Here is a 12246-nt window from a genome sequence, read left to right as displayed (position 1 = left end):
CACCGCCCCCGACCCCACCCGGCCCGTCCGAAACGGGGACCATCTCCCTCCCCGATTTTTTGAAAGCCTACAACATCAAAACCTTCCTGAAAGGGACTTATCAGAAATTTCGGCTGGTGGGCAGAGGAGAAGGGGCAAAGTACAATACAGAGTATTTCGATTCCGCCAAAGAGCTGACCTGGAGCTTTGTCCGGAAGGTACTGGAAGACCGGGGGCAGGACTATATTTCCCTGGTGGTGGAGAAAAATGCTGGGAAAAAGAACCCGCCCTTCATCACAGCGGAGGAATACCAACTTCGGATCAAGCAAGGAGATTCCATGAAATACCGCAGGCTGGACGTTCCAGGTCTGGAGAATTGGGCCATGTACAAGAACTATGGACAGTATTCTTGGATCAACGACGTTCTCTGCAAGCGGATACTGGACCTGGGTCTTTCGTTGGAGGATTTCTCTCTGGAGTATGTCCCCAGCCGGGAGGCCGATACCGGAAAGGACAAGACCCCGCCCTCCCCGCCGCAGAAGGATTCCTCGAAAGGCAAGGTAACCACCGGTGGCATCGTCAAACCCATTCGTCTGGATGGGAAAACCGGAAAACAGAACAAACAGCCCCCGAAGACAGGCGGCTACAGCTTTAGCCTTTACGGAGAGCGCTATGAGGGACTGATTCTGAAAAATATGATGCTGACGGTATTCAAAACCACGCTGCAACGCCATCCAGATCAATTGGACCTGCTTTTGGACAGCCTGCCCTGCCTGCGCGAGGGGATGACGATCAGTTCTAACGCACAGCCCACCACCTTCCGTGCCGGGGAGAACATCGAGGTGGCCGGTCGGAGCATCTCCATTGGCACTTCCCTGAACCAGGCCGCTGTCCGGCAGCACATGAAAAAACTGATGCAGTTGTGTAACGAACCCGAAGGGACCCTGGTGATTGACGGCGATGACTGCTGAGAGGAACTGCCATGACCTGTAAACAGTTGGAAACTCTGATTACCGACTCCCGCTTTCAGGAGCTGAAATTCCGCCAGGAGCGGACCAACGTCTTCACCATTGTGGGCCAGACCCATACGGAGCACTGGCACAGCTCCTTTATCAGCTGGCTTCTGGACTCCCATTCCTCCCTGCGGCTGGGGCACTTTCCCCTGGCCCGGCTGCTGAACCTGTACATGATAAAAAAGCCGGACTGCGGTTTTACCCTGCGGGACATTTACGCCTGGGATTTGGACGCGGTGCGCTTCTGCACGGAGAAGGACGCCTCTCACCAGGGGAAGAAGCGTTCCATTGATGTCTTCGGCGAGAGCGATGAGCTGATCCTGGTCATAGAGAACAAGGTGAACGCCCGGGAGAACTACAACAACTCCAGCCAGGGACAAACGATGGACTACTACAACTACGCCGAGTCGGTGAAGAAGCCGGGCCAGCGGACACTGTATTTTTTCATGACCGCAGACCAGAAGCAGACCTGCTATGCCGATATGTACGTTCAGGTTTCTTATCAGGAGATGTTCGACAATATCATATCCAAGTGCATGGTCCACCCCCAGGTCCCGGAGGACGGCCGGTATCTGCTGGAGCAGTACGCCGCCAATCTGCGGGAGACTGTGCGGGGCTCCAACACTCCCATGGCGCTGGTGAATGTGAACCTGTGCAAAAGTATCTATGACGACTATGCGGAGATTCTGGACGGTATCTTCCAGGCGGCCCAGGAGACGGATAGCCTGCGGAACAGCAGTGACCCTGCCTGCATGGCCTACGATCACTATCGGGATATTTTTGATGAGATTTTCCTCTCTGTAGATGAGAAGTATGGCTGTACCCCCAAGGCCCGGCTGCAGCGCCAGAGCATCAGCTTTACAGAGCTCTACCGCCGGGGCGCGGTGACAGACGGTATGATTTTCCGCATGACCTACGACGGCGAGAGCTACCAGGCCCGGACCGTCCTGGCGGACGATGGGCGCAGCTGTTACTTCCAAGTGCTGGACGAGCAGGGAAAGCCCTTTGTGAAGAACGGCCAGGTCGTGGGTATCTATGAAAATCCCTCCCAGGCTGGGGTGGACGTGATTAACCTGCGCCGGGAACAAAAGGGAATCACAGGCCGGGTCAAGACGCTGCGGGGGACCACCGTCTGGGTTAACGACAAGGGCCTTGGGATCAAAGACCTGATGGACCGCTATTAAAAGGAGGCGCCGCCTATGCCCGGAGCAGGAAAATTGCTGAAAAAGTGGATCCCCGCCCTGAGCGTCCTGCCCTTCCTGCTGGGAACTGTGGGGTATGTTCTGGCAGGGGAGCGAGTATTGGACGCGATGTATTTCAGCTTCAGCCTTTACTTTGTAAACCTGGTGTCGGACCATAACAATATCTTTGTGGAGGTTGCCCGGTGGACAGCGGCTTTGGTAACTACCGCTGCCATATTGTACGCGCTGAAACGGCTCTGGACCCATCTGCGCTGGATGGTGCTGTGTTTGGGGCGGGACAGTGTGGCGGTATACTGTGACAGCGAAGAGCGTGTGTGCTTTCCGGACGGGGAACACAATGTCATCTACCCGGGCCGGGAGTTCCGTCCTGGCGCCAAGTCCCATATCATCATGCTGGGGAGCGACGGTGAGAGCCTGGCTTTTTATGAGGCCAACCGGGACCGGCTGCGGGGCCATCCGGTGTACATCGGCTTGCGCGAATTGGACAGGGGCTATATGCGGGATGTTCCTGGTGTCACCTTCTACGATATTGATGGCGCTACGGCCAGGACGCTGTGGAAGTCCCTCCGGTTGTGGCGGCTGGGGAAGGAGCGCCTGACTGTGGTAATCTGGAGCGGCGGACATCTGGGGCAGAATATCCTGAATCACGGGCTGCTGCTGAACCTGTTTGCCCCAAATCAGGAGATTGCATATCACTTGGTAGGGGACACCACACTGTATCAGATCAGCCACAGGAAGTTCCTCTCCGGGAATGGGGATACGATCATCTTCCATGATATGGACAGCCCGTCGGCTTGGGAGGTGGTCCAGAAAGCGGATGTGGTGATTTTGGCAGAGGATGCCTCGGCGGAGCGGCTTCAGGCGTTGCGGATTGCCTGCGAAAAGGGAGCGGTGTATTATTATGCCCCCAAGGAGACCGATGTAGGGGCCTATCTGAAGTTTTCCGGTTTGTACGCCTTTGGGAAAGGACTATATACCGACGAGAATATCCGTGGTGAGGCGTTAATCCGGCAAGCCAAGGCCCAGCATTATGCCTACGCCCAAACATATGGTCATCTAGCGCCGGGGGAAACGGCAGACGAGATCTGGAAGAGGCTGGACGGGTTTACACAATGGACTAATATTTCTTCCACGGACTTTCAAGAGGTACTTCCAGATATTTTGGAGGCCCGCCCAGCCTTGACTCAGGAGATGTTAGCAAAGCTGGAGCACCTCCGGTGGTGCCGCTTCCATACCCTCAATGGCTGGCAGTACGGTATTCCGAAGAGCGGAAACCGGGATACGGAAAAGAAGCTTCATAAGTGTCTGTGCCCATACGAGGAGTTGGAGCCGAAGGAACAAGAGAAGGATTTGACGGTGGTCCGTCGGGCGCTTTCAGATAGGGATTGAGTGTGTGCCGCTGAGTTGTACAGAAAAATCCTCATTTGTATTTGATCATTGCAGCCGGATACAGGACAACAGGATATATCCCAACAAATGGGCTGTCGTTCATAATCCATATGTTAACTTAACCCTGATAAATAAAAGCACGATACCTCGAATTGAGAGGTATCGTGCTTTTCCTAATCCGTTTGCTCTTATGAAGAATCTCTGCTTTACAGCTTCCGTCTTGAACACAGGGAGAGCTTTTACCCGGGGTAGTCAAAGATAATGGGCCGCACCTCCGGGCTCAGAGCCTCCAGAGAGAAGCCCGCCGCCTGGTAGCCCTCAATGATTTCAGGCAGGGCCTGGACCATGTTGGTGTATCGCTTGCTGTCGTGGGCCAGAAGAATGATCCGCTGGGTCCCATCCAGATTGGACAGGGAATTTTTCACCAGCACCGAGGCGGAGGGGGTCTTCTTCACCGCCTCCCCGGTCTGCCGGTTCCAGTCGTAGTAGACAAAGCCCCGGCGGGTCATTTCACTGATGATCTCCTTATAGGTGGCGCCGTTGTAGGCGTTGACGCTGCCGCCAGGGAAGCGGAAGATCTGGGGGGCGACTCCGGTGGCCTCTAAAATCAGGTGGTACTCCTGGGCAAAGTCGTCCAGGAAGGCCTCCACCGAGGCGTAGACCTTGTTATAGTCGTGGGTGTAGCTGTGGACTCCGATGGTGTGGCCGGCGGCTACAATGTCCCGCATCCTCTGCTTGGCCTGCTCCGTTTCACCGCCCATCACGAAGAAGGTGCCTTTTGCGCCGTACTGCTCCAGAATCTCCAACACCTCCGGGGTGCGGGCGGAAGGGCCATCGTCAAAGGTGAGGTAGGCTGTTTTCCGGTCCTCCGCCGCATTCCACTCATGGGGCTGAGCGTACAGCTCGGGGTACAGGTCCTGATAGGCGGGGCGCTCCGGCTGGGGACCGGGGTCCTCCTCGGGGCTGTCCGCCTTCGGGGGGAGCACCTCGCCGGACTGGGGCGGCGGGGCGTCCATAGACTGGCGCAGCTGGTCCAGCTCGCTTTTTGTCCGCTCCAGACTTGTGCCCAGCACAACGGACAGGGAGGTGGGGATCAGAATAGCCAACAGCAGGAGGAAGACGGTCAGGGGACGCAGACGCTGTCCGCTCTCCGCCAAGCGGGAGGGCGGCCTTGTCCGGGGAGAGGCCGCCGTCTCCTGTTTCTCCAGGGGACGTTCATCCTCCAGCGGCTGGCCCAAAATGTTGTACTCCGTCATTTGTTCGCCTCCCTCTCCCTCAGTCGTCAAAATTCGACTTCAACGATAAAAGAGTACGCGCCTGACCGGCGCAAATATTATACTACACTTGTGGTGGATTACAGTCAAGTTACAGTACAGTTACAAAAGCCGCCACTTTTTTCTACGCAATAAAACCCCACCAGAAGTGGGGCTTTACTGCGCTATTTAATGCGAGCTCCGTCAATATACAGGGCCTTATCCTTGAAGTAGTTAACGGGGTCAACCCGGCTTCCGTTGACCCGGATCTCGAAGTGGAGGTGGTTGCCGGTGGAGCGGCCGGTGGTGCCCACATAGCCGATGGTGTCCCCCTGCTTTACGGTTTGCCCCTTGCTGCAGCCCCGTTTGCTCATGTGGGCGTAGAGAGTGCTGGTGCCGTCGCTGTGGGCGATGAGCACATAGTTCCCGAAGGACCAGTAGCTGCCGCTGCCTTTCTCCGAGGTAATCACCACGCCGCTCTTGGCTGCATAGATGGGCGTCCCTGCCGGGGCAGGAATATCAATCCCCGAATGCTTGCCATATTTGCCGGTGACGGGGTGCTTTCGGTTGCCATAGAGGGAGGAGAGCTTATTGTAGCTGGCGGCCAGGGGCCACATAAAGCCGGACTCGCTTTTTACTTGGGAAATCTGGGCGGCGTACTCCTTCTCCTTGGCCTTGATCTGGGCATCCAGCTCCTTGGCGGCCTTGTTCAGCTCCGTTTCCATGGCCTCCAGCTGGTCCTCCTGGCTCTTGATCTCGCTGATGAGCTTGTCCACCTCGGCCTCCTGATCCTTCAGCTCCTTCTGAGCGGACTGCTGCTCCGCTTTGACGGCCTCCTGCTCAGCCTGGGCCTCCTCCAAGGCGTTCTTCTCCACCTTGACTCGCTCTTGAAGGGCCACCAGATCGTCCATGACCTGGTTGTCATACTCGATGATCTCCTCGATCATCATATAGTTGTCCAGCAGTTCTGAGAAGTTGCTGGAGGAGAAGAGGATGGACCAGTAGGAGGTCTCGCCCTGCTCCTCCATGTACCGGATGCGGCGGCAGAACAGGTCGTACTGGGCCGCCTCGTCCGCCTCCGCCTGAGCCAGCTCGCCGGTCTTCTGAACGATGAGCTGGTCGTACATATCGATTTGAGCATTGATATTATCTATCTCCTGCTGGATGACGTCAATCTGGCTCTCCAACAGCTCCTTTTTCGTCATGGCGCTGTTTTTGTCCGACTGGACCGCCTTCAGCTGAGCCTGAATATCCTTTTTCTGACTGGCCAGCTTACTGGCGTCCCCTTTGAGGGCGTTAATTTCCGCCTGGGTGACGGCGGAGGAATCGATCACCAGCTCCTGCCCGGTGAGGGGCAGCAACACAGCCAGAGCCAGTGCCAGACTGATGAGCCGCCGGAACAGTTTTCCCTTGTTTTTCATGTGTGCCTCCTATCACCGGAACATCATAAAGATATTGGCCACAAAAGGCAGCAGCATCAGCAGCGCCAAAAATCCGGCCATAATGGACATCAACAGCTTTTGTCTCTTCTGTCGCTTCATGGTGCAGCCTCCTTACACTTGCAGGAATTTCCGAATGGCGAACAGGGAACCGCCTACGCCGATGAATGCACCCACCCCGCAGAACACGGCCAGAATGGTGGGGGCCATGGACTGGTAGCTGATGATGGTCACCAGAGACAGGCCATTGCCCTGGATGGCGAATTTAGCCACCGCCTGATACAGCCCCCACTGGACAAAGAATGCCACCAGCGCCCCAGTAAGTCCCAGCAGCATCCCCTCCACCACGAAGGGCCATTCAATGAAGCCGTCGGTTGCGCCGCACATCTTCATAATGGCGATCTCCTCCCGGCGGTAGAAGGTGGCCAGCTTGATGGTGTTGGCAATGATGAACAGGGAGATGACCAGCAGCATTCCCACCAGCACCATGGCTACGCCGGTGGCGATGTTGCGCACTAGTACAAAGCCGTTGGCAATGTCAATGGCGGCGCGGACATCGCCCACCCCCTCCACCGCCTCCAGAGCCTCCTTGGTCTGGGCCATCAGCTCAATATCCACCACGTGGACCCGATAGCGGTGGCGAAGAGTCTCGTCAGGCAGGTCGGCCAGCAGGGTGTTGTTCTCCCGCTTGGCCTTGAACTCCTCCATGGCCGCGTCGTTGGTGACAAAGGTGAGCTGCGACACGTTGGGCACCTGGGCCAGGGTGGACTGGAGGAACCTGGCCTGCTCCTCGGTGAGGCTTTCGTCTATGTAGACCACCATCTCGTTTTCGTTTTCCAGGTCTCCCAGCATATTGTCCAGGTTCACTGCCAGCAGGGTAAAGGAGCCCATAATAATCAGGCAGGCCACAATCATGCACACGGCGGCAAAGGACATAAAGCCGTGGGTAAAAATGGAGTGGAAGCCCTCACTGATGTAGTATCCCGCGTCAAATCTTCTCGACATTGTAGTAACCGCCCATCTCGTCGCTGATCATGCGTCCGTTTTCAATGGTCACCACCCGCTTGTTGAAGCGGTTGACCAGATTTCGCTCGTGGGTGACCACCAGAACAGTGGTGCCCAGCTCGTTGATGCGCTCCAGCAGCATCATGATTTCCAGGGACCGCTGGGGGTCCAGGTTTCCGGTGGGCTCGTCGGCGATAATCATGCTGGGGTTGTTCACCAGCGCCCGGGCGATAGCCACACGCTGCTGCTCGCCGCCGGAGAGCTGCCCGGGGTACCGGTCCCCCTTCTGGTCCAGGCCCACCAGCTGGAGCACATAGGGGATGCGCCGGCGCAGCTCCCGGTTGGAGGCGCCGATGGCCCGCATGGCGAAGGACAGATTTTCATAGACTGTCTTCTTCTCAATCAGCCGGAAGTCCTGGAAGATGACCCCCAGGGTCCGGCGCATTTTGGGGACCTGCCGGGGGGTTATGTTGGTCAGGTTGAAGCCGTTGACCATCACCCGGCCCTCGGTGGGGGCGATTTCCGCCGTAATCAGCTTGATGACGGTGGATTTGCCGGAGCCGGAAGGGCCCACCAGGAAGACAAATTCCCCATCGTCAATGCGGATATTGACCCCCTTCAGGGCCTTAGTGCCGTTGTCATATTCTTTATATACATCTATAAGACGTATCATAGTGCGCTCCGCTCCTCCGCTCAGCCAATATTTCTCTGTGAACCGGCCGGGGACCTCAAGACTCCAGTGTAGCACAGAACGGGTTTTCTGTAAACAAATAATCTGTGAACAATTTGTGTTCCATTTTATGGGAGCCTTTGGCCGCCTTTTACCGCTTTGTCATTTTTGTAACCTAATTGTAACTTGTTTTCCGAGAAATAGCAAGGGGAAATTTGTGATTTTCCTGCATAAAAAACGCCGCCCGTCGGGCGGCGCAGTTGGTTATTGGTCCTCAAGCAGCTTGCTCAGCTCGGCCATAAAGGTGTTGATGTCTTTAAACTGGCGGTAGACCGAGGCGAAACGGACATAGGCCACCTCGTCCAGCTTTTTCAGCCGCTCCATTACCAGCTCGCCAATCTGGGCGGAGCTGACCTCCCGGTCCATCTGGTTCTGGAGGGCCTGCTCAATCTCGGTCACCAGACCCTCCATGGCCTGGTAGGTGACGGGCCGTTTCTCGCAAGCTCGGATGACACCGCTGAGTACCTTGCTGCGGTCGAAGCTCTGGCGGCTGCCGTCCTTCTTGACCACCATCAGTGGCAGACTCTCCATGGTCTCGTAGGTGGTGAACCGCTTGTGGCAGGACAGGCACTCCCGGCGGCGGCGGATGCTGGCCCCCTCGTCGGCGGGGCGGGAGTCCACCACCTTGCTCTCCAGAAAACCGCAGTAGGGACATTTCATGGCACATACCTCCTATTGTGTTTGGGGGTGTTATCTTCCAGATTATAACACAACATGGGCGGTTACGCAAGGATTAAAACTCCCAGTCCTCCAGGCTGTCCGCATAGGGGGCGGCGTACCCCCAGCGTCCCTCCTTCCATACCATTCCCTCGCCGGAATAAATCCGCTGGCGGCCGTATTCGTCAAAATATACCGCTGCCTCATGATATTCACAGCCGGGCTCCAGGACAACCTCCTGTCTCCGGTACCAGCCGGTCTCCTCCTGCTCTGTTCCGCGGCTTAGCACCTTATAAGTGCCCTTTTCATACCAGCAGACCAGCTTCCGGTCCCGGAACAGGCCTACCCGGATATCCATGCCGGTCAGGTTCTGGTCCCCAGTGTCCGGGTTGATCACCGTCGTCGGAGGATATGTGCCGTCGTTGGCGGGCAGTACATTGTCATACTCGCCACTCCAAAGCATCGTTTCGAGATAGAGATCCGGGAAGGTATCGGTGTACAGGTTGTAAAAGTCGTTCAGCCACTGGGTCTCCCTCCTGCCGTCGGTGACAAAGACCACCGACAGATCGATCTGGTCCGTGAGGGGGCAAGTGATCTGCCCGGTGAAGGAGTGGTCCGCGCCCACCTCAATGGGGGCCTCCATCACATCCTTGCCGCTGTTGGCCACAAAGAAGGCGCTCATTCCCTCCACATAGGTCTTGGGCACCACCTGTACGTCAAAGGTGGCGGTGTTGGCAGTCAAATCGGTGGAGGCCAGCTCTGCGGACCACTCGGCGGTCAGCGTGTTCTGGCTCTTCAGAATGCTCTCAACCCGGCTGGCGATGGAGTTGATTTGCAGGTCCACCGAGTAGGAGACCTTTTCAATAGAGCTGGTCAGATTGGCGTAGCGCCGGTCCATCTCCTTCATCTTGTGGTTGGTCCCCACCAGGAGGGCCAGCATAATGCCGCACATGGCGAAGAGAACGCGCACCGACCACTTGTCCCACACCGATTTACGGGGGGTGGGCTGGTACCGGGACAGGACCTCCTCCACCAGCCGCTCCTGGTCCTGGCTGGTCCGCTCCGGCGCAAACTCCTCCACACCCAGCAGCCAGCCCACCGGGACGGAGAATATCCTGCTTAATGTAATCAGCTTGTCGATTTCAGGCAGGGAGGCGTCCGACTCCCACTTGTAGATGGCCTGCCGGGACACCCCCAGCTGTTCCCCCAGGCCCTCCTGAGACAGACCCAGTTCCTTTCGCTTCTGTGCGACGCGCTGTCCCAATGTCATGGCGCTCACGCTCCTTTCATCTCCAGACTACCACCGAAAAGGGTCCAACCGCCACCAACTGGGGCTTATTTTTTGTCAACCCACGGTTTACATGGAGGAAATGGGGCCGGATTTTGGCAGCTCCGGCAGGGTGGTGTCCCACTCCTCCTGAAATTCTGTCATCATAGCCCAGTACCGCTTGGGCATATGAGTCATACGACATTTTGGATTGGTTCGGCCCTCGATGGCAATGGTGTGATAGAAGGCCCGCCACAGCTTCCGATAGGTCAGCTCCTCCTCGCCGGCGGGCCCCATGGAAAAATCCTCCACCGGCAGAATGGCCCAGCCCTTGGGACCGGGGCGGTGGAGCAGGACCTGGCTGTGGGTGCGGTCGTGGAGGAGGAAATTTTCCTGGGGAAATCGCCCGCAGAAGTGGGGCCGCAGCAGGGGGAGCACCTGATTTTTCGGCTCAATCTCCCCCACCAGGACCCCGCCGCAGTCAGAGAAGCGGACGAAGCCGGTGTACTGGTGGGCCTCGTGCTCCAGGCGCCACACCGCCTTGCGCAGCCGGTCCACTACGGGGTCGGTCAGGTCCCGAAGGAGTACCGGCCCCCGCTGGTAGCCCTGCCGGATGAGCCGCCACAGCCACAGCTCCCGGTCGGGCAGACAGGTGAGGAAGCCCCGGGTCACCATCTCCTGCCCGTCCTGCCCGAATTTGACGGCGAAGGAGCGGTAGACCCTCCGGGCGTGGGCCTGGTCGGTCACCACGGTGCGCAGGGGGTAGAGAGAGCAGCACATATCCTCCGGGCGGCGGAACTCCACCGGCTCCTCCCGGTTGACATAACAGTCAAATACGCAGGAGAGAAAGCCGGCAAAGGAGCCGTCATACTGGCAGCAGATCTGGGTCCAGGACATGGGACCACCTCCCCTTGGAATAGAACTAATGTACTAAAATTATACCAGAAAAACCGCCGCTGTCAAGAGGAATTTATCTCCTGACGCGGCGGTTTGCAGGCTTAGCGGAAGTAGACCAGCGGGTCCTGGGGGGCGGCGGCCTTCTCCACGCTCTGGGCATAGAGGACAACCCCCTCGTCCTCATAGACGTCAGCGTGCTCCCACTTGATTTCAGCGGTTACAGTGATCCACTCCCCCTTGCGCAGGGAGCGGGCTTTGTCATACTTGCACAGGAAGCCGAAGAAGCGGATGTCCTCCACACAGCAGGTCATGGCGTTGCGGCCCGGGACAAAGTTCCCCCGGGGCAGCTTCATCCCGGTCATAGCCTGAGCTTTGTAGGTGATGGTCTTGCCCACATAGCGCTCCGGGTGCTCCTGAATGTCCAGGTACCAGATGCCGTAGTCGGCGTCCTCCAGGGTGATGCGGGGCTCCTCCAGGGAGTAGGGGAGGATGTCCTCCACCTCCAGCTCCTCGCCCTTGATGTCCTCAAACACGATCTCGCACATCCGGTTCACCGCCCGGACCGACCGCTTCCAGCCGGCCAGGGGCATATCTTCCGTACACCGGTTGAAGAGGACCATGTCCGCATTGGATACCATGTCAATAAACATGGACTGCATATTTTTCAGATACATCTCGAAGGTGGAGCCGTCCACCACATGGATGGCCTGGTACAGTCCCCAGGTGCGGGGCAGCCGCAGATCCGCCAGCAGCTGGCCGGGCCACATACCGTTGTACTCCAGCAGGACCCGCTCAGGCTGATAGCGGCGGTCCACCTCCTTGAGAAATTCGGTGTTCAGCTGCTCCTGGCTCTCAATGGGGACCAGGCGGCAGTTGCGGTGGGACAGCTGCTGCTGGTCGTACTCCTCCTCGCCGTCCTCGCACATGAGCAGAACGGTGCGCTGGCCGTCGTTGAAGTAGTCCATATTCAGCGTGTCAGTGAGCAGGGTCGTCTTGCCGCTGTCCAGAAAGCCGGTAATCAAATACAAGGGAATCCGTGAATCGGGCATTGTCGTTCACCTCATTACGCCAGCAGAAACAGCTTTTCCAGCTGCTCCTCTTTCAGGTCGGAGCCGATGACGCACAGACGGCCGGTGTAGTCGGCGGAGCCCTCCCGAATCTGGAACTCCTCGGGCACCAGGTCGAAGTGGAGCCAAGTGGTCCCGTCCGCGCAGGGGACCATGCCCTTGGCCCGGAGGATCACGCCGTAGTCCTGGGTCATTGCCAGAGCAGACAGGGCCTCCTGGAGCTCCTCCCGGCTGTAGGTCCGAGGTGTCTCCCGGCCCCAGGAGGTAAACACCTCGTCGGCGTCGTGGTGATGGTGGCCGCAGCAGGCGTCGCAGTCACAGTCCGGCCCATGGTCATGATGATGCTCA

Annotated in this window: 12 protein-coding genes; 3 read left to right on the top strand and 9 right to left on the bottom strand. The window is 57.7% G+C overall.

Going from position 1 to position 12246, the window contains the following annotated elements:
• The 3 genes from D1646_RS18625 to D1646_RS18615 form a co-directional block, all read left to right on the top strand.
• Window positions 1-950: hypothetical protein (locus D1646_RS18625; protein WP_160637905.1), on the top strand; the 950-nt coding region annotated here is incomplete at its 5' end.
• Between the two features lie 11 nt (window positions 951-961).
• Entirely contained in the window at window positions 962-2176 is a 1215-nt protein-coding gene (locus D1646_RS18620) for a PD-(D/E)XK nuclease family protein (protein ID WP_160637904.1), read from the top strand.
• A gap of 15 nt (window positions 2177-2191) precedes the next feature.
• Entirely contained in the window at window positions 2192-3583 is a 1392-nt protein-coding gene (locus tag D1646_RS18615) for a RyR domain-containing protein (protein ID WP_160637903.1), read from the top strand.
• Window positions 3584-3822: 239 nt separating this feature from the next.
• Here the strand turns inward: D1646_RS18615 and D1646_RS18610 are convergent, their stop codons facing one another.
• The 9 genes from D1646_RS18610 to D1646_RS18570 form a co-directional block, all read right to left on the bottom strand.
• Window positions 3823-4839 carry a polysaccharide deacetylase family protein gene (locus D1646_RS18610; RefSeq protein WP_160637902.1) on the bottom strand — a complete coding sequence of 339 codons (1017 nt, stop codon included), beginning with the start codon at window positions 4837-4839 and terminating at the stop codon, window positions 3823-3825.
• Between the two features lie 182 nt (window positions 4840-5021).
• On the bottom strand, window positions 5022-6257 hold the full coding sequence (locus tag D1646_RS18605; RefSeq protein WP_160637901.1) for a peptidoglycan DD-metalloendopeptidase family protein: 1236 nt from the start codon (window positions 6255-6257) through the stop codon (window positions 5022-5024).
• Window positions 6258-6389: 132 nt separating this feature from the next.
• Window positions 6390-7280 carry a permease-like cell division protein FtsX gene (gene ftsX, locus D1646_RS18600; RefSeq protein ID WP_160637900.1) on the bottom strand — a complete coding sequence of 297 codons (891 nt, stop codon included), beginning with the start codon at window positions 7278-7280 and terminating at the stop codon, window positions 6390-6392.
• A complete protein-coding gene (ftsE, locus tag D1646_RS18595; protein WP_160637899.1) occupies window positions 7264-7953 on the bottom strand; it encodes a cell division ATP-binding protein FtsE in 690 nt (229 codons plus the stop codon). The genes ftsX and ftsE overlap by 17 nt, the downstream gene beginning before the upstream one ends.
• 261 nt (window positions 7954-8214) lie before the next feature.
• Window positions 8215-8670 carry a transcriptional regulator NrdR gene (nrdR, locus tag D1646_RS18590; protein ID WP_160637898.1) on the bottom strand — a complete coding sequence of 152 codons (456 nt, stop codon included), beginning with the start codon at window positions 8668-8670 and terminating at the stop codon, window positions 8215-8217.
• 73 nt (window positions 8671-8743) lie between these two features.
• Window positions 8744-9937 carry a helix-turn-helix domain-containing protein gene (locus tag D1646_RS18585; protein ID WP_160637897.1) on the bottom strand — a complete coding sequence of 398 codons (1194 nt, stop codon included), beginning with the start codon at window positions 9935-9937 and terminating at the stop codon, window positions 8744-8746.
• An 87-nt stretch (window positions 9938-10024) separates the two neighbouring features.
• The gene (locus D1646_RS18580; RefSeq protein WP_160637896.1) at window positions 10025-10831 is read right to left on the bottom strand and encodes a TIGR03915 family putative DNA repair protein; all 807 of its coding nucleotides are present in this window, start codon (window positions 10829-10831) and stop codon (window positions 10025-10027) included.
• A 101-nt stretch (window positions 10832-10932) separates the two neighbouring features.
• Window positions 10933-11880, bottom strand: a complete 948-nt coding sequence (locus D1646_RS18575; protein ID WP_160637895.1) for a GTP-binding protein — start codon at window positions 11878-11880, stop codon at window positions 10933-10935.
• A gap of 14 nt (window positions 11881-11894) precedes the next feature.
• Window positions 11895-12246 (bottom strand): GTP-binding protein (locus D1646_RS18570; RefSeq protein WP_160637894.1); only part of this gene is annotated, 352 nt, incomplete at its 5' end.

This window comes from Pseudoflavonifractor sp. 60, assembly GCF_009911645.1.
Taxonomy (GTDB): Bacteria; Bacillota; Clostridia; order Oscillospirales; family Oscillospiraceae; genus Lawsonibacter.
This window is presented reverse-complemented; position numbering and strand designations above follow the sequence as displayed.

Bases quoted from the DNA above. Each gene is read 5' to 3' on its own strand.
- D1646_RS18620 (WP_160637904.1), top strand. From the start codon at position 962: ATGACCTGTAAACAGTTGGAAACTCTGATTACCGACTCCCGCTTTCAG.
- D1646_RS18615 (WP_160637903.1), top strand. From the start codon at position 2,192: ATGCCCGGAGCAGGAAAATTGCTGAAAAAGTGGATCCCCGCCCTGAGC.
- D1646_RS18610 (WP_160637902.1), bottom strand. From the start codon at position 4,839: ATGACGGAGTACAACATTTTGGGCCAGCCGCTGGAGGATGAACGTCCC.
- D1646_RS18605 (WP_160637901.1), bottom strand. From the start codon at position 6,257: ATGAAAAACAAGGGAAAACTGTTCCGGCGGCTCATCAGTCTGGCACTG.
- ftsX (WP_160637900.1), bottom strand. From the start codon at position 7,280: ATGTCGAGAAGATTTGACGCGGGATACTACATCAGTGAGGGCTTCCAC.
- ftsE (WP_160637899.1), bottom strand. From the start codon at position 7,953: ATGATACGTCTTATAGATGTATATAAAGAATATGACAACGGCACTAAG.
- nrdR (WP_160637898.1), bottom strand. From the start codon at position 8,670: ATGAAATGTCCCTACTGCGGTTTTCTGGAGAGCAAGGTGGTGGACTCC.
- D1646_RS18585 (WP_160637897.1), bottom strand. From the start codon at position 9,937: ATGACATTGGGACAGCGCGTCGCACAGAAGCGAAAGGAACTGGGTCTG.
- D1646_RS18580 (WP_160637896.1), bottom strand. From the start codon at position 10,831: ATGTCCTGGACCCAGATCTGCTGCCAGTATGACGGCTCCTTTGCCGGC.
- D1646_RS18575 (WP_160637895.1), bottom strand. From the start codon at position 11,880: ATGCCCGATTCACGGATTCCCTTGTATTTGATTACCGGCTTTCTGGAC.